The sequence below is a fragment of the Bradyrhizobium sp. BWC-3-1 genome, from assembly GCF_032917965.1.
Classification (GTDB): domain Bacteria; phylum Pseudomonadota; class Alphaproteobacteria; order Rhizobiales; family Xanthobacteraceae; genus Bradyrhizobium; species Bradyrhizobium canariense_D.
On the sequence record NZ_CP136625.1, the window covers coordinates 5,958,504 to 5,978,060 of the forward strand.

20 protein-coding genes and 1 riboswitch are annotated in these 19,557 nt (G+C 67.5%); of the genes, 6 read left to right on the top strand and 14 right to left on the bottom strand.

Translation table 11 applies throughout. From position 1 onward, the window contains the following. Nucleotides 1–26 precede the first annotated feature (26 nt). From cobA to cbiE, 5 genes are read right to left on the bottom strand one after another with little or no spacing between them, the layout of a single operon-like run. Entirely contained in the window at nucleotides 27–758 is a 732-nt protein-coding gene (cobA, locus tag RX329_RS28925) for a uroporphyrinogen-III C-methyltransferase (RefSeq protein WP_317244724.1), read from the bottom strand. Then, on the bottom strand, nucleotides 755–2,065 hold the full coding sequence (locus tag RX329_RS28930; protein WP_018458669.1) for a cobyrinate a,c-diamide synthase: 1,311 nt from the start codon (nucleotides 2,063–2,065) through the stop codon (nucleotides 755–757). The genes cobA and RX329_RS28930 overlap by 4 nt, the downstream gene beginning before the upstream one ends. Then, nucleotides 2,065–2,847 carry a precorrin-4 C(11)-methyltransferase gene (gene cobM, locus RX329_RS28935; RefSeq protein WP_018458668.1) on the bottom strand — a complete coding sequence of 261 codons (783 nt, stop codon included), beginning with the start codon at nucleotides 2,845–2,847 and terminating at the stop codon, nucleotides 2,065–2,067. Before cobM ends, RX329_RS28930 begins: the two co-directional genes overlap by 1 nt. Next, nucleotides 2,844–3,212, bottom strand: coding sequence for a cobalamin biosynthesis protein (locus RX329_RS28940; RefSeq protein ID WP_018458667.1), 369 nt, complete (start codon nucleotides 3,210–3,212; stop codon nucleotides 2,844–2,846). Before RX329_RS28940 ends, cobM begins: the two co-directional genes overlap by 4 nt. Then, entirely contained in the window at nucleotides 3,209–4,390 is a 1,182-nt protein-coding gene (gene cbiE / locus RX329_RS28945) for a precorrin-6y C5,15-methyltransferase (decarboxylating) subunit CbiE (protein WP_204510773.1), read from the bottom strand. The genes RX329_RS28940 and cbiE overlap by 4 nt, the downstream gene beginning before the upstream one ends. Here cbiE and RX329_RS28950 point away from each other — a divergent pair. Then, nucleotides 4,389–5,135: a cobalt-precorrin-6A reductase gene (locus RX329_RS28950; protein ID WP_018458665.1), complete on the top strand. Its 747-nt coding sequence runs from the start codon at nucleotides 4,389–4,391 to the stop codon at nucleotides 5,133–5,135. The genes cbiE and RX329_RS28950 overlap by 2 nt on opposite strands. Here the strand turns inward: RX329_RS28950 and cobJ are convergent. Genes cobJ through RX329_RS28985 form a run of 7 tightly spaced genes read right to left on the bottom strand, consistent with a single transcriptional unit; the run spans nucleotide 5,111 to nucleotide 13,042 of the window. Further along, nucleotides 5,111–5,845, bottom strand: coding sequence for a precorrin-3B C(17)-methyltransferase (cobJ, locus tag RX329_RS28955; protein WP_317244725.1), 735 nt, complete (start codon nucleotides 5,843–5,845; stop codon nucleotides 5,111–5,113). The genes RX329_RS28950 and cobJ overlap by 25 nt on opposite strands. Next, nucleotides 5,842–6,573 (bottom strand): precorrin-2 C(20)-methyltransferase, encoded by a 732-nt coding sequence (locus tag RX329_RS28960; protein WP_317244726.1) that lies wholly within the window; start codon nucleotides 6,571–6,573, stop codon nucleotides 5,842–5,844. Before RX329_RS28960 ends, cobJ begins: the two co-directional genes overlap by 4 nt. A 2-nt stretch (nucleotides 6,574–6,575) precedes the next feature. Further along, the gene (locus RX329_RS28965) at nucleotides 6,576–7,205 is read right to left on the bottom strand and encodes a precorrin-8X methylmutase (protein WP_317244727.1); all 630 of its coding nucleotides are present in this window, start codon (nucleotides 7,203–7,205) and stop codon (nucleotides 6,576–6,578) included. Further along, complete coding sequence (cobG, locus tag RX329_RS28970) at nucleotides 7,205–8,368, bottom strand: precorrin-3B synthase (protein WP_317244728.1); 1,164 nt, start codon at nucleotides 8,366–8,368, stop codon at nucleotides 7,205–7,207. Before cobG ends, RX329_RS28965 begins: the two co-directional genes overlap by 1 nt. After that, complete coding sequence (gene cobN, locus RX329_RS28975) at nucleotides 8,365–11,613, bottom strand: cobaltochelatase subunit CobN (protein WP_317244729.1); 3,249 nt, start codon at nucleotides 11,611–11,613, stop codon at nucleotides 8,365–8,367. Before cobN ends, cobG begins: the two co-directional genes overlap by 4 nt. Continuing rightward, nucleotides 11,613–12,662 carry a cobalamin biosynthesis protein CobW gene (gene cobW / locus RX329_RS28980; RefSeq protein ID WP_018458659.1) on the bottom strand — a complete coding sequence of 350 codons (1,050 nt, stop codon included), beginning with the start codon at nucleotides 12,660–12,662 and terminating at the stop codon, nucleotides 11,613–11,615. The genes cobN and cobW overlap by 1 nt, the downstream gene beginning before the upstream one ends. Next, on the bottom strand, nucleotides 12,659–13,042 hold the full coding sequence (locus RX329_RS28985; RefSeq protein WP_317244730.1) for a DUF1636 domain-containing protein: 384 nt from the start codon (nucleotides 13,040–13,042) through the stop codon (nucleotides 12,659–12,661). Before RX329_RS28985 ends, cobW begins: the two co-directional genes overlap by 4 nt. Before the next feature lie 94 nt (nucleotides 13,043–13,136). Continuing rightward, nucleotides 13,137–13,355: riboswitch (cobalamin riboswitch) on the bottom strand. Between the two features lie 40 nt (nucleotides 13,356–13,395). Between RX329_RS28985 and cobO the strand changes: the two genes are divergently transcribed. Beyond that, nucleotides 13,396–14,031, top strand: a complete 636-nt coding sequence (cobO, locus tag RX329_RS28990) for a cob(I)yrinic acid a,c-diamide adenosyltransferase (RefSeq protein WP_085395475.1) — start codon at nucleotides 13,396–13,398, stop codon at nucleotides 14,029–14,031. 10 nt (nucleotides 14,032–14,041) lie between these two features. Next, entirely contained in the window at nucleotides 14,042–15,490 is a 1,449-nt protein-coding gene (locus tag RX329_RS28995; RefSeq protein WP_247370807.1) for a cobyric acid synthase, read from the top strand. Here the strand turns inward: RX329_RS28995 and cobD are convergent. Further along, nucleotides 15,479–16,441 (bottom strand): threonine-phosphate decarboxylase CobD, encoded by a 963-nt coding sequence (cobD, locus tag RX329_RS29000; protein WP_162496361.1) that lies wholly within the window; start codon nucleotides 16,439–16,441, stop codon nucleotides 15,479–15,481. The two genes, RX329_RS28995 and cobD, sit on opposite strands and share 12 nt — an antisense overlap. An 11-nt stretch (nucleotides 16,442–16,452) precedes the next feature. After that, nucleotides 16,453–17,394 carry an adenosylcobinamide-phosphate synthase CbiB gene (gene cbiB / locus RX329_RS29005; RefSeq protein WP_247404391.1) on the bottom strand — a complete coding sequence of 314 codons (942 nt, stop codon included), beginning with the start codon at nucleotides 17,392–17,394 and terminating at the stop codon, nucleotides 16,453–16,455. A gap of 122 nt (nucleotides 17,395–17,516) precedes the next feature. Here cbiB and cobU point away from each other — a divergent pair, with 122 nt between their 5' ends. From cobU to bluB, 3 genes are read left to right on the top strand one after another with little or no spacing between them, the layout of a single operon-like run. Continuing rightward, the gene (gene cobU, locus RX329_RS29010) at nucleotides 17,517–18,020 is read left to right on the top strand and encodes a bifunctional adenosylcobinamide kinase/adenosylcobinamide-phosphate guanylyltransferase (protein WP_247371102.1); all 504 of its coding nucleotides are present in this window, start codon (nucleotides 17,517–17,519) and stop codon (nucleotides 18,018–18,020) included. Then, nucleotides 18,017–18,799, top strand: coding sequence for an adenosylcobinamide-GDP ribazoletransferase (gene cobS, locus RX329_RS29015; RefSeq protein ID WP_247404394.1), 783 nt, complete (start codon nucleotides 18,017–18,019; stop codon nucleotides 18,797–18,799). Before cobU ends, cobS begins: the two co-directional genes overlap by 4 nt. A gap of 4 nt (nucleotides 18,800–18,803) precedes the next feature. Next, the gene (gene bluB / locus RX329_RS29020; protein WP_317244731.1) at nucleotides 18,804–19,436 is read left to right on the top strand and encodes a 5,6-dimethylbenzimidazole synthase; all 633 of its coding nucleotides are present in this window, start codon (nucleotides 18,804–18,806) and stop codon (nucleotides 19,434–19,436) included. Nucleotides 19,437–19,557 lie beyond the last annotated feature (121 nt).

Consider the following 19,557-nt stretch of genomic DNA (forward strand, 5'->3'; position numbering starts at 1 on the left):
CAAGGGGCGACGGGCGGACGAGGCAGTCATGACGGATAATTCCCAGCCAGCGCGCCGAACAGGATGACGGCCGCCGTGGAGGCCGCTCCGCCCTGCGCAAGCTGCTCGGCAAGTTCCGAAATGGTGGTGCGGACCAGCCGCTCATCGGGACGGCCGAGCGATTCGGCAAACAACGCCGGCGTGGTTGGGGCGAGCCCGTGCTCGATCAATTTGACGACCAACGCCGGAAACGTCCGCCGGCCCATATAGACCACGGTCGTCGCCTCCGGATCGGCCAGCGCCGCCCAATTGAGATCTGGCGGCAGCTCGCCGGTGACGTCCGCCCCGGTCACGAACTGCACGCGGCGCGAGGTGTGACGCCGGGTCAGCGGAATGCCGGCTTGCGCGGCGGCGACACAGGCCGAGGTGACGCCGGGAATGATCTCGTAGCCGATGCCCGCTTCACGCAGCGTCTCGAGCTCCTCCTCGAGCCGGCCAAAGATGCCGGCATCGCCCGACTTCAACCGGACCACGCGCGCGCCTGTCACGGCATAGTCGACCAGCAGGCGGTTGACATGGTGCTGCTTGGTCGAGGCCCGCCCTGCCCGCTTTCCCACCGCGACGAGATTGGCGCCGGGCCGGGCCAGATCGAGGATCGCGCCTGAAGCAAGATCGTCATAGAGCACAACGTCGGCCTCGCGCAGCCGCGCTGCACCCTTGAGCGTGAGCAGCTCGGGATCGCCGGGCCCGGCGGAGACAAAGGAGACAAAACCGCTCACCGGTCCTCCGCGATCAGATGGAAGAACGTGCCGGTAGCTTGTCCCCGCCGCGAGCCGGTCTCGGCAATGACCGCACCTGTCGCGTCGTGCACGACCGCCAGCGCCGTGTCGGGCTGCGCGACTATGGTCGAATAGTGGAATTCATGGCCACGCAGGCGTGCACCCGCCTGATGACCCGGCATCGGCGCGGCGAGCTCGGCCAGACGATAGCCCAGATGCATGCGGCGCTTGGCAAAGCTCGTCTCCAGGCCGAGCAGGCCCGTCATCTCGTGGCTGATGCCATCGGCGTCGGTCAAAGCGGTGCCCAGCACCATATAGCCCCCGCATTCGCCGTGCACCGGGCGCGTCTCGGCGAAGGCGCGCAATCCGCTGCGGAAGCGCGCATTGGCAGCGATCCTGCCGGCCTGCAGCTCGGGATAGCCGCCAGGCAGCCAGCACACATCGGCGACCGGATCAGGGGCTTCATCGGCGAGCGGCGAGAATGTCGAGATCTCCGCACCCGCCGCGCGCCACGCTTCCAGCATGTGCGGATAGACGAAGGAGAACGCGGCATCACGGGCAAGCGCAATGCGCTGGCCGGGCGGCGTCACGTTGACGCCGCTTGCGGCAGGTTGCGGCGACCAGGTGGCCGCCGAACGCAGCACCGCGTCGAGATCGACATGCTCGGCAACGAAGCGCGCGGCCTCGTCGATCAGCTTGCCGATTTCCGCCTGCTCCTCGGCCTGCACCAGTCCGAGATGCCGCTTCGGCAGGCTGATCTCGGCATGGCGCGGCAGCGCGCCGAATACGGCGATGCCGGCATCCAGCAGCGCGCGCCGCACGAGGGCTTCGTGGCGCGGGCTGGCAACGCGATTGAGCACGACGCCTGCAAGGCGCACACCGGGGCGGTAGTCGCGAAGGCCCGCCGCGATCGCGGCCGCCGTTTGTGCCTGTCCTGAGGGATCGATCACCAGCAGCACCGGCCAGTCCAGCATCTCCGCGATGTCGGCGGTCGCCCCGGTGCCGCAGACGCCACGCGCGGCGACGCCGTCGAACAGACCCATCGAGCCTTCGGCCAGCACGACATCGGCGTCAATGCCGCGACTGACGAGATGCGAGATTGTCCCGCGATCCATCGCCCAACTATCGACATTGACCGAGGCGCGTCCCGTCGCGGCGGCATGAAACGCGGGATCGATGTAATCGGGGCCGCTCTTGAAGCACTGCACCCGCAATCCGCTGTTGCGCCAGGCGCGAGCAAGCGCCAGCGTCAGTGTGGTCTTGCCGACGCCGGAGGCCGGCGCGGAGATAACGAGCCCTGCCGCCATCACGACACCTCCGGAAAGCGCGGCTCGGCGCCGACCGGCCGATAGCGGCGGTCATAGTCGGCAGCATAGAGACGGCTCTCGGAAAAATCCGCCGAGCCCAGCGTCTTGCCGACCAGGATCAACGCGGTGCGCTCCATCTCGCCCCCGACCGCAGCGTCGAGTGTTGCGAGCGTGGCGCGGATGATGCGCTGCTCGGGCCAGCTCGCACGCCAGACGATCGCGACCGGGCAATCCGCGCCATAATGCGGCGTCAGCTCAGCGACGACCTTGTCGAGCAGATGAATCGACAGATGGATGGCGAGCACCGCGCCGGTGGCGGCGAAGGCGGCAAGCTTCTCGCCTTCGGGCATCGCGCTGGCGCGGCCCGGCGTGCGCGTCAGCACCACGGTCTGGGCAAGGCCGGGCAGCGTCAGCTCGGCCTCCAGCGCAGCCGCGGCGGCCGAGAAAGAGGGAACGCCGGGCGTGACCGTGTAGGGAATGTCGAGCGTGCGCAGGCGGCGGAGCTGTTCGCCCATCGCCGACCAGATCGAGAGATCACCGGAATGCAGCCGCGCAACGTCCTTGCCATCGGCATGGGCGGCGGCGATCTCCGCGACGATCTCATCGAGCGACAGCGGCGCGGTGTTGACGATCCGCGCCCCGGGCGGGCAATGCGCCAAGACGCCCTCGGGCACAAGTGAGCCAGCATAGAGGCAGACCGGACAGGCGGCGATGAGATCGCGGCCGCGCAACGTCAGCAAGTCAGGAGCGCCTGGCCCTGCCCCGATGAAATGCACCGTCATGCGCCGTCTCCTTCCGCGATCGCCGCGGTCGCGGTGCGATCCTGCGAGACCACCCGCGTCGCAATCAATCGCGCGCGAGGTCCGGCCGCTGCGAGCGCCGCCGCCTCGGCAACCGATCCCGTCCCGAACTTTTCCACGACGAGCTTTGACTGCGTCGGCGTGTCGATGCCAACAAGCATTTCGGCGGCAACCGCCTTGATCGGCAAGCCGCATTCGCGCGCGAGCTGCTTCAACACCTCCTCGTCGGCCTTATCGCTGACCGTCGCCACTGCTGCGAGGCCTTCGGGACCACCGGCCGCCAGAAGCGCCTCACGCAGCGAGGCCAGCGTGACGTCCCGCTTGAATCCGAGCCCGGCGACCTTCATCGGACCGCGCTCCATTGCACCACGGGCCGCACGGCCTCCCAGGACCGGTAGCGGCCGAGCGAAGCGGCATGCGCAATCTCGACCCGCATCAATTCGCCGCCGTGGCGCTGGTGCAGCTCACCGAGCAACGCTTCCGTCTCCAACGTTACTGAATGCGCGACCAGCCGCGTACCGGGCGAGAGCCGCGGCCAGATGGCGTCGAACATCGCGATGTCGAGACCGCCGCCGATGAACACGGCGTCAGGCCCGTCCAGCGTAGCAAGGGTTTCAGGCGCTTTTCCCGCGATGACTGTGATCCGATGTGCCAACCCGAACGCCGTCGCATTGCTGCGAATGTTCGCTGCGCGATCCTCGCGCGCCTCGACGGCGATCGCGGTGCCCCCGCACAGCGTCCACTCGACCGAGATCGAGCCCGAGCCCGCACCGATGTCCCATAGCCGTTCACCGGGACGCGGCGCCAGCGCCGAAAGCGCGAGCGCACGGACCGGACGCTTGGTGATCTGGCCGTCATGGACGAAGAGTTCGTCCGATAGTCCCGAGCTGTGGGGGATGCCCTGCGCGCCCGCCGCCTCAACGGCTACCGCGACCAGATTTCCGGCAAGATCGCCTGCGAAGCTGTCGGCGCGATGCGCGTTGATCCTTTCGCGCGGCCCGCCAAGCGCAGCGAGTGTCCAGAATGCCGAGGCACCCCATCCGCGCGCCGTCAGCCATTTCGCGAGATCGCCTGCCGCCTTTGCGTCGCGCACGAGACAAATGATGCGTGCCCCTCGCGCCAGGTGTGGCACGAGACGCTCGAATGGCGCGGCGTGGAGACCGAGACAGGCAACGGATTCCAGACGCCAGCCAAGCCGCGCAGCAACGAGCGAGAATGTCGAGGGAGCCGCATACGCGATCCATTCGTCGCCATGGAGCTTCTCGGCGAGGCTCGCGCCGGCCCCGTGCCAGAACGGATCGCCGGAGGCGAGCACCGCCGTCGGGCGACCACGGCAGCTCAACACGATTTCTGCATCGAACGGCACCGGCCATGGACGGCCGCGCCCGGTTATGCCGGCGAGTGCAAGATGCCGTTCACCGCCAAAGACAGTTTCGGCATCATCGAGCGCCTTTCGGCTTGCCTCGGACAGCCCGGCAAGGCCATCTTCGCCGATACCGATGATGGTCAGCCAGGGATCAGCCATGACGCGCGCCCTCATTCTGGGCGGAACGGCCGACGCGAGCCTGCTCGCGGCGGAGATCGCGCGCGCCGGCGTCGATGCCGTGTATTCCTATGGCGGCCGCACCCGCGCGCCCGCCGGTCAGCCGTTGCCGACGCGGATCGGCGGTTTTGGCGGCGCAAGCGGACTTGTCGATTACATTGGCCGGGAACACATCACGCATGTAATCGACGCGACGCATCCCTTTGCCGCCGAGATGAGCCGCAATGCGGTCGCGGCATGTGCGGAAACCGGCACGCCGCTGATCGCTCTCGAGCGAGCGCCGTGGACCAAAGCGCCCGGCGACAACTGGATCGAAATACCTGATGTCGACGCCGCGGTCACCGCACTGCCTGAAGTGCCGGCAAATGTGTTCCTCGCCATCGGCCGCCAGCACATCGCGCCGTTCGCGACCAAGCCGCAGCACGCCTACACGCTGAGATTCGTCGATCCGCCCGATGCGCCGCTGCCCTTCGCCGCGGACGTCATCGTGTCGCGTGGGCCGTTTACGCTTGAGGGCGAACTGGAGATGCTGCGCGCGCGAGGCATCACCCGGATCGTCGCCCGCAATTCCGGCGGCGACGGCGCGCGCGCCAAGATCGACGCCGCCCGCAGGCTCGGCCTGCCCGTGATCATGATCTCGCGACCGCAACTGCCGGAACGCTTGCGGGTCGAGAGCGTGGCCGAGATCATGCAGTGGCTCGGTCATCGGGCCTGCCTCGGCGCATAGACCCAGCGGCCGACGCGGCGTGTCTGCGAGTTGCCGATGATCACCAGCGTGCGCATGTCGGCCATCTCGGGCCGGGCTTCGTTCAGCCTGACGGTCTCGATCTTTTCGTCGGCGGCGCTGATCGCGCGCGCGAAAATCACAAGACGGTCGCCACAGCCGGCCTCGTTCAGCACCGCGAGCGCACGGCCAAATCCTTCCGGCCGGCTCGCCGAGCGCGGATTGTACATCGCGATGGCAAAATCGGCTTCCGCGGCGAGCCGCAGGCGCTTCTCGATCACCGCCCACGGCTTGAGATTATCGGAGAGATTGATCGCGCAGAAATCATGGCCGAGCGGTGCGCCGGCGCGCGCGGCAGCCGCCAGCATCGCAGTGACGCCGGGCAGCACGCGGATCGGCAGCTCCTGCCATTGCGGCGCCTGTTCGAGCGCCTCGAACACGGCGGACGCCATCGCGAAGACGCCGGGGTCGCCGGAGGACACGATGACGACTTGGCCGCCTTCGGCCGCGAGCCGCAGCGCCTCGCTCGCGCGCTGCAGCTCTTCGCGATTGTCGGAAGGATGCAAAGTGAGCCCTGCCCGCGCTGGCACGCGCGCGACATAGGGCGCGTAGCCCAGAATGTCGGTCGCGGCGGCAAGCGCGGCGGAGACCTCGGGCGTCACCAGCGCAGCGCTGCCCGGGCCGAGGCCAGCGATGGTCAGCGTGCCCGTCATTCGGCGGCGTCCGGATGCCGGCCCTTGCCGTGCACGAGCACGATCGCAAAATAGGGGCAGTCGGCGGCGTCGATCTCCGCAAGCCGCACCACGCGCTCGCCCGGCATGGTGCCGCGCTCGACCAGCCACGCATCGTCCAGCCGTCCGGCGGCAGCGAGCGCGCGGCGCACTTTTGCGAGATTGCGCCCAGTCTTCATGATCACGAGCGCATCGGAATCGCGCATGCGGCGTTCGAGCTCGTCCTCGGCGAGCGTGCCCATGAGCACCGTCGTCACGTCGTCGCCGAGCGCAATCGGCTGTCCCACGCCATTCCAGCAGCCGACCATGCCGGGAATGCCGGCGATCACCTCGATCTCGGCGCGGCCCTGCAGGCGCATGTGCAGATGCATGAAGGAGCCGTAGAAGTAAGGATCGCCCTCGCAGAGCACGACGACGTCGACCGCGCGCGCCAGCCGCGCCAGTCGCTCCGCCCATTCGTCGTAGAAGCCGGCAAGCAACTGGACATATTCAGGCGTGTCGAAGGCGATCTCGGTCGTAACAGGATATTCCATCGGATATTCGGTGACGTCGGCAGCCAGCATGCCCTCGACGATGCGGCGCGCCTGGCCGGGCCGGCCCTTTTTGCGGAAATAGGCGACATGCCTCGCGCCGCGCACCGTGCGATCGGCGCGCACGCTCATCATATCAGGGTCACCGGGGCCGAGACCGCAACAGATGATGCGTCCCATCGCTATTCGCTCCGGCTCGCCAGCGCGTTCACGGCGGCGACCGTGATCGCGGAACCACCAAGGCGGCCCTCGACCGTCAGCGCCGGCACCGGGGAAACGGCCATCAGCGCAGCCTTGGATTCGGCCGCGCCGACGAAGCCGACCGGACAGCCGATGATTGCCGCGGGCCGTGGGCAGTCCCGGTGCTCCAGCATGTTGATGAGATGGAACAGCGCGGTCGGCGCATTGCCGATCGCCACGATCGCGCCGTCGAGATGCGGCCGCCACAGCTCCAGGGCCGCGGCCGAACGGGTGTTGCGCATGGACTGCGCGAGCGCGGGAACGGTCTCGTCGCCCAGCGTGCAGATGACGGCGTTGGCGGCGGGAAGCCGCGCCCGCGTAATTCCTTCAGAGACCATGCGCGCGTCGCACAGGATCGGTGCGCCCTTCTGCAAGGCCGCGCGTGCGGCGACCGCCATGCCTGATGTGAAGCGGATATGCGCTTCGAGGCCCACCATGCCGGCGGCATGGATCATCCGCACCACCACCTGCTCCTCGTCCGGCGTGAAGCGCGCAAGATCGGCTTCGGCCCGGATGGTGGCAAAGGACTGTCGGTAGATCGCAGCGCCGTCGGTCTCGTACGTGTGCGGCATCAGTGCCCTCCCATCAGGATGGAGGGATCTTTGACGATGTCGTCGCGATTCAGCCCGCGCAGGATGGGCTCATCGCGCGTCGACCCGGCGCGCACGAGATCGAAGCCTGCGCCGGTCGCGACCAGAGTGATGGCGGCGGGACCAGAATGGGCGCAGCCCTTGGCACAGCCGGAGACGTGTAGCCGTGCGGCCGCGCCGATGTTCGGCGCCAGGGCCGCGGCAAGGCCACGGGTATCGGCATGCGCCTCGCGACAGCGTGGCGCACCGCTACAGGCGATGACGCGCAGCGCAGGGTCGTAGGCCTCGGTGATCAGGCCGGTCGCGTTCGGCATCACGCGCTTGGCTTCGCTCAAAACCATCCGCCACGGCGTCATGCGCAGCGCATGTCCGCAACCGGCGAACTGGTTGAGCGTTGCATGCGCCATCTGTCCGAAGGCGACCCCGACCATCGCACCTTGCGCATAGAGGCCGGGACGCGCCGCGGCCATGATCGGCGCCGGCTCGGCCTCGCCGCGCAATTCCGCCGGCAGGATTGCACCGGCCGCAAGATGCGCCGCCATCCGCCCTCGCCCGCCTCTCGCGCCGCCTGAGGTCACGAACCAGCCGGCGAATGCGAGCGCGGTGCTCACGGCCTCGCCACGGGCGACGGAGCGGCCGAGTTTGTCGCCATCAGCCCGCACCAGCAGTCCGCCGGAACGATCGCGCTCGATCCGCACGTCCGCGGAAGCGCCCGCCAGCACGCGTGAGGTGCCGTCATCGATGGCGAAGCCGAACTTGGTTGGAAGTTCGAGCCGGCTGTCGGCAAGCGCCTCCTCGAGTTCGGCGGCGAGCGATTGGGTCGCGTCGCCGCTACGCCAGAACGGCGTCACGAGGATGTTGCGACGGGATTCGGTCTCCGCATCCGGGTCGAGCAGCGCCAGTTGGGAGAGGCCATCGAGCAGCAGCCTGTGGCTGGTCTCGTTGACGCCCCTGATCTGGAGATTGGCCCGGCTGGTCACGTCGATCAGGCCATTGCCATGGCGTTCGGCGAGATGAGCCAGTCCGGAGATCTGCGCCGCGTCGAGCCGTCCGCCGAACGGACGCACGCGGACCACCAGCCCGTCGCCCGATTGCATCGGGCGCAGCGCGCCGGGACACCAGCCCTTGACCACGGAAGCACTCATGAGGCCTCCCGCAGCGCAGCCGCAATCGAGTTGCGGCGCGTTCGCCAGAGCGAGGCTTCATGCAGGCGCGTGAAACACGCTTCCATCGCGGCGAGTGCCGCCGGATTTTCGCGGGCCATGAAGGCGCGGACGTCGTCATGGCCGAGCGTCGCATCGTAGTAGAGGTCGAACAGATGCGGCGGCACGGCGCCGGCCAGATGCGCGAAGGCGGCCATGTGCTCGAGCGTCGCGGTGATCTCGGCCGCCCCGCGAAAACCGTGGCGCATCATGCCCCCGATCCAGGCCGGGTTGGCCGCGCGCGCGCGGACGACACGGGAGATTTCCTCGGTCAGCGTACGCGCATGCGGCTGCTCGGGGCGCGTCGCGTCGAGATGATAGAGCGATGATCCTGCCGCGCCGAGATGTGCTGCGGCGGCCGCAATGCCGGCCTCATGCGCGGCATAGTCGGCCGCGAGCAGAAGATCGGTTTCCGGCAGATCCTGCACGTGAACAAAAGCATCGGCCGACAAGAGCCGCTTCTCGATGCCGGCGCGATCGGGCTTGACCTCGCCATCGGCCGAGAACGCCCAGGACGATGCCGAGAGCCACGCTTCGCCGGCGGCTTCGCGCGTCTCGGGCGTGAAGGCGTCCGGGATTGCCGAGAGGCCCACGCCGTATTGCCCGGGACGCGGCGCGAACACGCGCGATGTGCGATGGCGATAGGGATTTTCGTCGCCCTCGTCCTCGCGGGCCGACAGCGCCTCGGCTGCCGCCTGGAACAATTGCGCAAGGCCTGAGAAGACGTCGCGAAACAGGCCCGAGACGCGCAGCGTGACGTCGATGCGGGGTCGGCCAAGCTCGGCGGGCGCGATGATGTCGTAGCCGGTCACACGGCCGGAAGCATGATCCCAGCGCGGTGCGAGGCCAGCCAGATGCAGCGCCATGGCAAACTCTTCGCCCGCGGTGCGCATCGTCGCCGAGCCCCAAAGATCGACGACAAGGCCCTTTGGCCAGTCGCCATGATCCTGCAAATGACGACGTAGCAGTTCTTCGCCGAGCTTGATGCCTTGCGCGTGCGCCGACGGCGTCGGCACCGCGCGTGGATCGACGGCAAAGAGATTGCGACCCGTCGGCAGCACGTCCTGGCGCCCGCGATAGGGCGAACCTGACGGCCCCGGCGCGACGCGCCGGCCCGCAAGCGCGGCCCGCAAAGCGTCGCGTTCCGCGTCGCCGCAGGCGCCGCGGCCGAACACATGCAGGCCGTCGCCGAACTGGCTTTCCTTGAGATCGCAGACGAAGCGGTCGATCCGCGGGATCGCTTCGGCCGGAGCGGCCGCTGCATCGAGGCCAAGATCGTCTTCGAGGCCAGCCGCGCGTGCCTCATCGCGGATCGCGGCGATCAGACGCTGGCGACGGGCGGGATCGAGGCCATCGGCCGTCGAGTACTCGTCGAGGAGCTGTTCGAGCCTGCGCAACCCGTCCGGCACCGCTGATGCGGCGAGCTGCGGCGGCAGATGGCCGATGGTGACGGCACCCAGGCGCCGCTTGGACTGCACGGCCTCGCCGGGATCATTGACGATGAAGGGATAGATGACGGGCAAATCGCCGACCAGGGCTTCCGGCCAGCACGCCTGCGACAGCGCCACGGATTTTCCGGGCAGCCATTCCAGCGTGCCGTGCGCGCCCATGTGCACGACGGCATCACAGCCCTGCTCGCGGAGCCAGAGATAGAACGCGACATAGGCATGGCGCGGCGTGCGGGCGAGATCGTGATAGTCGGCATCGCGCGCGGTCGCATCGCCACGCTCCGGCTGAACCGCGATGATCGACCGGCCGCATTGAATCGCAGCGAAATGGAACGCGCCGTCGCGACAACCCGGATCGGTCTCCAGCGCGCCCCAGGCTTGCGCGAGATCATCCTGCAACACTTGCGGAAGGCGCGACAGTGCAGCACGGTAATCGGCGACGCTCCAGCTCAAGGTCTGCTTGAGCAGCGTCTCACCGAGCGCATGGACCGGATCGAGATCGAAGCCGGCCTCCGCGAGATCGGACACCAGGGCCTCGACCGACGCCAGCGCATCGAGACCCACCGCGTGCGCGATCTGATGCGGACGGCCCGGATAGTTGGAGAGCACGAGTGCCATCCGCTTGTCAGCGGCCGGCGTCTCCGCAAGACGCCGCCAGGCCGCAACGCGCGCGGCCACGGCCTTCACGCGCTCCTCGTCGGGCTTGTGTGCCAGATGCGAAAATTGCAAATCGGGATCGCGCATCGCGGCAGACTTGAAGCTCACCACGCCCGCGAACAGGCGGCCGTCGACCTCGGGCAGCACCACATGCATCGCGAGGTCGCCGGGCGACAGGCCGCGGAGCGAGCTCGCCCAGTCCTCGCGGCGGGCCGTGGAGAGCGCGACCTGGAACACGGGGCAGGATGCGGCATCGAACGGCGTCGTGCCGTCGTCGCCCATCGCCGAGAACGCCGTCGCATTGACGATCGCGGCCGGAGGATTTTGCGCAAGATGCACCCGCAACCAATCCGCGACCCCCGCGGCTTTCAGCGAGGTGACGAACACACCAAACACGTCGAATCCCTTCTCGCGCAATGCGGCGATCAGGGCATCGACCGGGCCGGTGTCGGCAGCGGTGAGATAGGAGCGATAGAAGGTCACGAGCGCGCGCGGCCTGCCCTCACCCGACGTCGGCGCGGCGACGACGCCGCGCGCGGGGTCGTAAAAGCCCATCTCGGGCACTGTCATCTCGCCGATAACTGGCCCCGCATAGAGTCCGGAGGCCAGCGCAAGCTGCGCGATCGCGGCTTGCGATGCGACGGGGCCGCCGGTGTCGCAGAGCACCTTGAGCCGCCGCAACGTCGAGACCGGCAGGGTCGAATACGCGTCCAGCCGCGTATCGTCGCGGCCGTCGGCCGGCAGCACGGCCAGCACGATGCCGCGCTCCTTCGCCAGCTGCTGCAGGGCCGCGAGCCCATACGGCCAATAGGATTCCCCGCCGATCAAACGCACGAGAATGCCGCGCGCGTGCGCAAGCGTGCGTTCGACATAGGTGTCGACCGAGAGCGGATGACGGAGCTCTGCGAGATTGACCAGTCGTAGCGACGGCAGGCTGTCGCGGCCACGGCGCCAGCCGGCCGCGAACGCGGCAAGATCGGAATCCGAATACGAGAGCACCACGAGATCGGCCGGGTCCTGGCCAATGTCCCTTGGTATCGCGGTCTCCTCGAGACCGCGGCTCTCGCGGAAGACGACGTGCATCAGATACCGGATCCTGAAAGACCGAGTCCCGCCTTGATCGCGGCCTCGTCGATATCGCCGTGCTCGCCGATCACGACCAGCTTTGACTGCCTCGCACCCGCGCCCCAGGGCTTGTCAAACTGGTGGCGCACGCGCTCGCCCACCGCTTGCAGCAAGAGGCGCATCGGCTTGCCTTGCACCGCGATGTAACCCTTGACGCGCAGCACATTCTGCTCGCGCGCCAGACGCTGAACGGATGCAACCAGCGCTTCGATATCGGTGACCTCAGGAAGATCGATCACGACGGACGCAAAATCGTCGTGCTCGTGATCCTCTTCGCCGTCGTGATGCGAGGGACGCGCGGCGAGATCGTTCTCGGCGGCAGCACCGAGGCCGAGGATGAGGCGCGCGTCGATCGCGCCGTCGGTGATCGCCAGCATCGGCACGCGGCGCGACATCTCGGCGGTGATCGCCGCCTTGGCTGCTTCGAGGCCTGCCGCGCCCGCAAGATCGGCCTTGGTCAGCAGCACGATGTCGGCGCAGGCGATCTGGTCCTCAAACACTTCCGACAGTGGCGTCTCATGGTCGAGATTGCCGTCCGCCGCGCGCTGCGCTTCGACGGCGTCAGGGTCGGGCGCAAAACGGCCGGCGGCGACAGCTTCGGCGTCGGCCAGCGCGATCACGCCGTCGACCGTGATGCGCGAACGGATCTCCGGCCAATCGAACGCCTTGAGCAACGGCTTGGGCAGCGCCAGGCCCGAGGTCTCGATCAGGATGTGATCGGGCTTGACGGCCCGCGACAGCAGCTTCTCCATGGTCGGAATAAAATCGTCGGCGACGGTGCAGCAGATGCAGCCATTGGCGAGCTCGATGATGTTCTCTTCCGGGCAATTCGCATCGGCGCAGGATTTCAGAATCTCGCCATCGACGCCCTCGCTGCCGAACTCGTTGACGAGCACCGCGAGCTTCTTTCCATTGGCATTGGCAAGCAGATGCTGGATCAGCGTGGTCTTGCCGGAGCCGAGAAAGCCCGTGACGACCGTGACCGGGACTTTTGCGAGCGAATTCATTCGGCGGCCTCCGGCACGACGGCCAAGGGGGAAATGGGGGGAATGCGGGCAAGCGATTGCTTGCGGAATATCTCCGGGCGGCTGCGCCAGGGCACGAGGCCGTCGGGCGCGGCCGCATAGGCCGCGGCGCCCGCGACCACATCGCTCGCATTCGCATCCGACAGACGGCCATAGACATAGGACCAGCGGCCGGGCGCGCTGAGCGCGACGGAGCAACCCTGGTTGCATGCAGACAGGCATTCGACGGGAACCACGCTGACGCCGTCGGGCACGCCGGCCTCGAGGATCGCGCCATGCAGGCGCTTGCCGGGCGTCGTCTCGCCTTCGCCAAGTGTCTCGCCGGCGCGGCAGGCAATGCAGACATGAAGTGTGACGGTCATCGCTTCTTCCAGAATAAACAGCGGGAAGCGATGAGGCCCACGAACCGTTCTTGCGAAGGCCCGTTTCCCCGTCGCGGAACACCCCGTCCGCCGGTCCAAAATCGTCCGCGTTGGCAGGTCTCCCGGCTTGCGGAGCAGGGTTTCCCCTTCGATCCCCGCCTTCCCGATCCCCTAGGGGTCAGTGGCTTCGGGCATCTCTCCGGTCACGGTCGCGGGGGCGGCTGCATTTTGGAACCAAATCTTGCCGATTCGGACCCTATCGCATTCCCTCTTCGCCTGTCGTAGGACAGGAACCAACGCCGGGCCACCATTTGCCCCCGACCGCCTCTTGTCAAGCCGAAGGACCCCGTCCGATGACGCCCGAACCGGATACCCAGACGGCCGACGAAACCGACGCCCGTCACGCCTCGAAAATGGCGAAGAAGAAGGTCGCCCGCGACAAGATCATGGCGACCAAGAGCGGCGAAAAGGGCCTGATCATCGTCCACACCGGCGCCGGCAAGGGCAAGTCCTCCTCGGCCTTCGGCATGATCGTCCGCTGCGTCGCCCATGGCTTCCCCTGCGCGGTCGTGCAGTTCATCAAGGGCGCCTGGGACACCGGCGAGCGCCGCATGCTGACCGGCCATTTCGGCGACCTCTGCCAATTCCACGCCATGGGCGAGGGTTTTACCTGGGAGACGCAGGACCGCGCCCGCGACATCGCCGCCGCGCGCGCCGGCTGGGAGAAGGCCAAGGAGCTGATCCTCGACCAGAATCTCCGCATGGTCGTGCTCGATGAGATCAACATCGCGCTGCGCTACGACTATCTCGACATCGCCGAAGTTGTCGATTTCCTGGTGGCCTCGAAGCCGCCGATGACGCATGTCGTGCTCACCGGCCGCAACGCCAAGGACGAGCTGATCGAGATCGCCGATCTCGTCACCGAGATGACGCTGGTCAAGCATCCGTTCCGCTCCGGCATCAAGGCGCAAGCCGGCGTCGAGTTCTAAGAAACTCGCGATGGCGCGCGCATTGATGATCCAGGGAGCCGGCTCGGACGTGGGCAAGTCGCTCATCGTTGCCGGCCTCGCACGCGCCTTTGTGCGACGCGGCCTGCGCGTGGTCCCGTTCAAGCCGCAGAACATGTCGAACAATGCAGCCGTCACCGTTGACGGCGGCGAGATCGGCCGCGCCCAGGCACTCCAGGCGCTCGCCGCCGGCGTCGAGCCGCACACCGACATGAACCCGGTGCTGCTCAAGCCCGAGACCGATGTCGGCGCGCAGGTGATCGTGCAAGGAAAACGCATCGCGACCGCGCGTGCGCGTGAATATGCGGCGATGAAACCGTCATTGATGGGCGCCGTGCTGGAGAGCTTCGAGCGGCTGAAGGCGCGCGCCGATCTCGTTCTGGTGGAGGGTGCCGGCAGCCCGGCCGAAGTGAACCTGCGCAAGGCCGACATCGCCAATATGGGTTTTGCGCGCAAGGCCGATGTGCCGGTCGTGCTGGTTGGCGACATCGACCGCGGCGGGGTCATCGCGCAACTCGTCGGCATCAAGACGGTGATCGACCCGGACGATGCCGCGATGATCCAGGGATTTGTCATCAACAAGTTCCGCGGCGATCCCACATTGTTCGATGACGGCTACAGACTGATCGAAGAAAAGACCGCATGGCGCGGCCTCGGCGTGCTGCCCTGGTTCGCGCGCGCCGGCGAGCTGCCGGCCGAGGATGCGCTGGGCCTGAGCGATGCGCGCAAACCGGGTCAATGCAAGATCGCCTGTCTCGCGCTGTCGCGAATCGCCAATTTCGACGATCTCGATCCGCTCAAGCTCGAGCCCGGCGTCGATCTCGTGATGGTGCGGCCGGGCGAGGCCATTCCCGGCGACGTGCGCCTCGTCATCATTCCCGGCTCGAAATCCACCCGCGGCGACCTCGCCTTTCTGCGCGCGCAGGGCTGGGACATCGATCTCCTGGCGCAGTACCGCAGAGGCGGCCATGTGCTCGGCCTCTGCGGCGGCTATCAGATGCTCGGACGCAGCGTCGCTGATCCCGAGGGGATCGAGGGCCCCGCCGGCGACACACCGGGTCTCGGACTTCTGGATGTGGAAACGGTGATGAGCTCGGAGAAGACGTTGACACGCGTCGCAGCGCTGCATGCCGCCACCAATCAGCCGATCGAGGCTTATGAAATCCACATCGGCCGCACTGATGGGCCGGATCGCGCGCGGCCATTCGCAAGGCTGAATGGCGAACCGGAAGGCGCGATCTCGCGCGACGGACGCGTGCAGGGCAGCTATCTGCACGGCCTGTTCACGTCGGATGATTTCCGCAAGGCCTTTTTGGCGAAGCTCGACATTCCCGCCGGCGACGAGCCCTATCACGCAAGGGTCGAGAGCGCGCTCGATGCGCTCGCCGATCACATCGAAGCCCATCTCGATGTCGACGGCCTGCTCGCCCTAGCGCGCTAGAGTCTCGGCCAGGCGGGTCCATTCGGATTCGCTGCCCGGAAGCCCGAGGCGCAGCCATGTCGGCTCTCGCGCGAACACGCGAGACCAGATATGGCGACGCGCCAGCTTCTCCTGCGCGGCAGGTGCGTCAGGCGTCTCGTAGAGACGAAACAGCTGCGTCCCGCCGACGAGCGTCCAGCCTTGCGACTGCACCATGCCGTCGAGGCGAACGCAGTCTCGCGCGAGCCGCGCGGACGTGGCCTCGGCCCAGGCATCGTCACGCAGAGCGCGACAGCCGATCGCGATCGCCGCTCCCGAGACCGGCCAAGGTCCCGATATCGCCGCGACCCTGGCGATGTCGGACGAATTGCCGAGCGCGAAGCCTAGCCGCAGGCCGGCAAGGCCATAGAACTTTCCGAAGGAGCGCAGGATCAGCAGCCCCGGCCGGTCCCCGGATGCAAGCGATAGCTGCGGGGCTACATCGGCGAAACTCTCGTCGACGACGAGACGACCGACGCGCGGCAGCAGCGTCAGCAAATCCCTTGGTGGGTGGCATCGGCCGTCGGGATTGTTGGGATTGACGACTATGGCGAGGTCCGCGCCCGCCAATGCGTCGAAGTCCCCGACCTCCTGGACCTCCCAGCCCGCGGCCGAGAGGACCCCGGCATATTCGTTGTAGGTCGGGGCGAGGATGCGCGCGCGGCCGGGTGGCGCAAGTTGCGGCAGCAGTTGAATCGCCGCCTGTGCGCCGCCGAGCGCGACAACCGCCGCGCTCGTGCGGTAAGCGTGCCGCGCCGCTTGATGCAGCGCCTCGATCTCGGCGCGCGACGGCAACGCGCTCCACGCGCGCGAACTCACCTCGCCCACGGGATAAGGCAGGCGGTTGATACCGGTCGACAGATCGATCCAGTCCTCCGCGCGACCGCCGAAGCGCTGCTGGGCCTGATCGAGATTTCCACCGTGCTCGCGCATGCGCTGTTCTTTCACGCGAAGGCCAAGATCGCAAGGATGCCGGCGAGCAGCAGCATGGTGCGGCGGTAAACCGTCAAGCCTCGATCGATGTCGGCGGCAAGCGGATCGCGCGCAGCTTCATTCAGCCATGGCTCGTTCGTGATGCTGCCGTGATAGATCCGCGGACCGCTGAGCCGCACACTAAGCGCGCCCGCCATGGCCGCTTCCGGCCAGCCGGCATTGGGCGAACGGTGACGGCGTGCATCCCGCGTCATGCACGACAGCGCCTCTGATCGCCGTGGCGCCAGCAGCACGAACAGAAGTCCGGTCAGCCGCGCCGGAATGAAATTGGCGACATCGTCGATGCGCGCCGCGGCCCAGCCGAAGGCTTCGTGGCGTTCAGAGCGATGGCCGATCATGGAGTCCAGCGTGTTGATCGCCTTGTAGCCCAAAATGCCGGGCAGACCGAACAGCGCGCCCCAGAACACCGGTGCGACGATGCCGTCGGACGCATTCTCGGCGAGGCTCTCGATCGCAGCGCGCGCGATCCCGGCCTCGTCAAGCGCGGCGGGATCGCGGCCGACGATGCGCGAGACCGCCTCGCGTGCGGCGGCGATATCACCGGCCCGCGTGGGATTTGCGACGGCAACAACGTGGTCGTGCAACGAGCGCAAGGCGATCAGCGGCCAGGCCAGAACCCCGACCAGCACGAGCTGGATCAATCCCAAGGGAAGCAGAGACTGCAGCACCCAGCCGAGCGCGACAGCGAGCGCGATCACGACGAGTGCTCCGGCAAGACCCGCGGCGCGGCGAAATGCCGGCGGATCGGACGGTCGATTCCACGAGGTGTCGATGGCAGAGATCAGCCCGCCCAGCCAGGTGACGGGATGGCCGATCCGCGCGAACAACCACGACGGCCAGCCCAACAGGGCATCCACCACCATCGCCACCGCCATCGCACCCGCAAAACCCACACCCGCCTCCTGTCCCGCCCCTGTTGCGCAAACGACGGCCGGAGCGCAAGCCCCCGATTGGCGGATTTCGGCTTTGTTTTTGGCCTCGTTTGGTGATTAGTGCTGGCCGACAGGAGATTTTTATGGCCGTCATCTTGATCACGGGCGGAGCGCGATCGGGCAAGAGCGCCCATGCGGAAAAACGCGCACGCAGCTTTCCGGGCCGCCCCGTCTATATCGCGACGGCCGAGGCGCTCGATGCGGAAATGGAAGCACGCATCGAAAAGCATCGCAGACGACGCTCAACCGATTGGATCGAGCGGGAGGTACCGCTCGATCTTCTGCAGGCGCTGATCGAAACCGATGGCGGCGGCGCTAGGCTGGTGGACTGCCTGACCCTGTGGCTCTCCAACATGATGCATGCGCAGCGCAACTGGGATCACGAAGTCATGAAGCTCGCCCTCTTCCTGCGCGGCCAGAAGAGCCCTGTCGTCTTCGTCACCAACGAAGTCGGCCTCGGCATTGTGCCCGACAATGCGCTGGCGCGGAGCTTCCGCGACGCCGCCGGCTTCATGAACCAGGCCATCGCGGCCGTTGCGGACGAGGCCGAGTTCGTCGTCGCCGGCCTACCGATGAAACTGAAATGATGCCGCGCGACCAATTTTTGCGAGACGTCATCGCCGATCTCAGGATGGCGGCATCGTTCGTGACAATCCTCCCCATCGCATTGTCGAAGCCCGCAGCTGACGGCGCCGTCGCACGCGCGACCTGGGCTCTTCCAGTCGCGGGAGTGCTGGTCGGCCTTGCCGGCGCCTTGGTCTACAAGGTCGCGAGCCTGTTGGGTCTGTCGCCGAACCTTGCCGCCCTGCTCGCGCTGGCCGCGACCGCCCTCGTCACCGGCGCGCTGCACGAGGACGGCCTTGCCGATACCGCCGACGGGCTCGGCGGCGGCCGCACCCGCGAGCGCAAGCTCGAGATCATGCGCGACAGCCGGATCGGCACCTATGGCGTCTGCGCGCTGATCCTGTCGTTCGGCCTGCGCTGGAGCGCGCTCGCGACGATCGCCAATCCGTGGGCCGTCGCGCTCGCACTGTGCGCTGCGCACACTGCGGCCCGCGCGGGCTTGCCGGCCTTCATGTCGCAGGTCGCGCCTGCGCGACCTGACGGCCTGTCGGCGAGTGCGGGATCACCGCCGGGCCGCAGCGTTGCAATCGCATTCGCTGTTGGAATCCTCGCGCTCGTGCTCGCGCTTGGGCCGGGCAAGGCGCTGGTGAGCCTGATCCTGCTCGCTCTCTCCGGCCTGATGCTGGCGCGACTTGCCATCCGCCAGATCGGCGGGCAGACCGGCGACATCCTCGGCGCGTTCGAGCAGACCGGCGAGATTCTGATCCTGCTGGTTGCCGCAGCTTTCCAGATCGGAGGGTGACGCAATGGTCGAATTCGACGACACCTTCCGCCAGCACTTGCGCGAGCTGTTCGTGTGGCGCCGCGACGTGCGCCGCTTTCGCGCCGATCCGTTGCCGGACGGCGCCATCGATCGCCTGATCGAGACGGCCTGTCTCTCACCCTCGGTCGGCCTCAGCCAGCCCTGGCGCTTCGTCATCGCCGATGACGCCGCACGGCGTCGCGCCGTGATCGACGACTTCAAAGCGTGCAACGCGGACGCGCTGAATTCCTATGCCGGTGAGCGCGCAGCACGCTATGCCACGCTGAAACTCTCGGGTCTCGAACAGGCCCCGGGCCACCTCGCCGTATTCGCGGACAAGGCCAGCGACACCGGTCACGGCCTCGGCCGCGCGACGATGCCGGAGACGACGGAATATTCCGTGGTCGCGGCGATCACCGCGATGTGGCTCGCCGCGCGCGCCGAGGGCATCGGGCTTGGCTGGGTATCGATCCTCCATCCGGATCGCATCCACGCCATTCTCGACGTGCCCGACACCTGGAAATTCATCGCCTATCTCTGTATCGGCTATCCGGAAGTCGAATGCGACCGGCCCGAGCTGGAACAGGCGAAGTGGGAGCAGCGCCGCGGCGCGGATGAGTTCACGTTGCGGCGCTAAGCAGGCCGCGCCGGAGATCCATCTTCCGTCTTGCGAGCGGCTGCCGGCGTAGGAATACGGTATCGGGCTGTCAGACGCTGCGAATGAGCAGTCACAAACGCATTTTTTCGTCAATTGTGGA

Coding starts and splice junctions, on each gene's coding strand:
- cobM (WP_018458668.1), bottom strand. CDS start 2,847: ATGACGGTGCATTTCATCGGGGCAGGGCCAGGCGCTCCTGACTTGCTG.
- cobU (WP_247371102.1), top strand. CDS start 17,517: ATGGCCGTCATCTTGATCACGGGCGGAGCGCGATCGGGCAAGAGCGCC.
- RX329_RS28965 (WP_317244727.1), bottom strand. CDS start 7,205: ATGCCGCACACGTACGAGACCGACGGCGCTGCGATCTACCGACAGTCC.
- cobO (WP_085395475.1), top strand. CDS start 13,396: ATGACGCCCGAACCGGATACCCAGACGGCCGACGAAACCGACGCCCGT.
- RX329_RS28995 (WP_247370807.1), top strand. CDS start 14,042: ATGGCGCGCGCATTGATGATCCAGGGAGCCGGCTCGGACGTGGGCAAG.
- RX329_RS28930 (WP_018458669.1), bottom strand. CDS start 2,065: ATGGCGGCAGGGCTCGTTATCTCCGCGCCGGCCTCCGGCGTCGGCAAG.
- cbiE (WP_204510773.1), bottom strand. CDS start 4,390: ATGGCTGATCCCTGGCTGACCATCATCGGTATCGGCGAAGATGGCCTT.
- cobD (WP_162496361.1), bottom strand. CDS start 16,441: ATGCGCGAGCACGGTGGAAATCTCGATCAGGCCCAGCAGCGCTTCGGC.
- cobS (WP_247404394.1), top strand. CDS start 18,017: ATGATGCCGCGCGACCAATTTTTGCGAGACGTCATCGCCGATCTCAGG.
- cobJ (WP_317244725.1), bottom strand. CDS start 5,845: ATGACGGGCACGCTGACCATCGCTGGCCTCGGCCCGGGCAGCGCTGCG.
- cobG (WP_317244728.1), bottom strand. CDS start 8,368: ATGAGTGCTTCCGTGGTCAAGGGCTGGTGTCCCGGCGCGCTGCGCCCG.
- RX329_RS28985 (WP_317244730.1), bottom strand. CDS start 13,042: ATGACCGTCACACTTCATGTCTGCATTGCCTGCCGCGCCGGCGAGACA.
- cobW (WP_018458659.1), bottom strand. CDS start 12,662: ATGAATTCGCTCGCAAAAGTCCCGGTCACGGTCGTCACGGGCTTTCTC.
- bluB (WP_317244731.1), top strand. CDS start 18,804: ATGGTCGAATTCGACGACACCTTCCGCCAGCACTTGCGCGAGCTGTTC.
- RX329_RS28940 (WP_018458667.1), bottom strand. CDS start 3,212: ATGAAGGTCGCCGGGCTCGGATTCAAGCGGGACGTCACGCTGGCCTCG.
- RX329_RS28960 (WP_317244726.1), bottom strand. CDS start 6,573: ATGGGACGCATCATCTGTTGCGGTCTCGGCCCCGGTGACCCTGATATG.
- RX329_RS28950 (WP_018458665.1), top strand. CDS start 4,389: ATGACGCGCGCCCTCATTCTGGGCGGAACGGCCGACGCGAGCCTGCTC.
- cobN (WP_317244729.1), bottom strand. CDS start 11,613: ATGCACGTCGTCTTCCGCGAGAGCCGCGGTCTCGAGGAGACCGCGATA.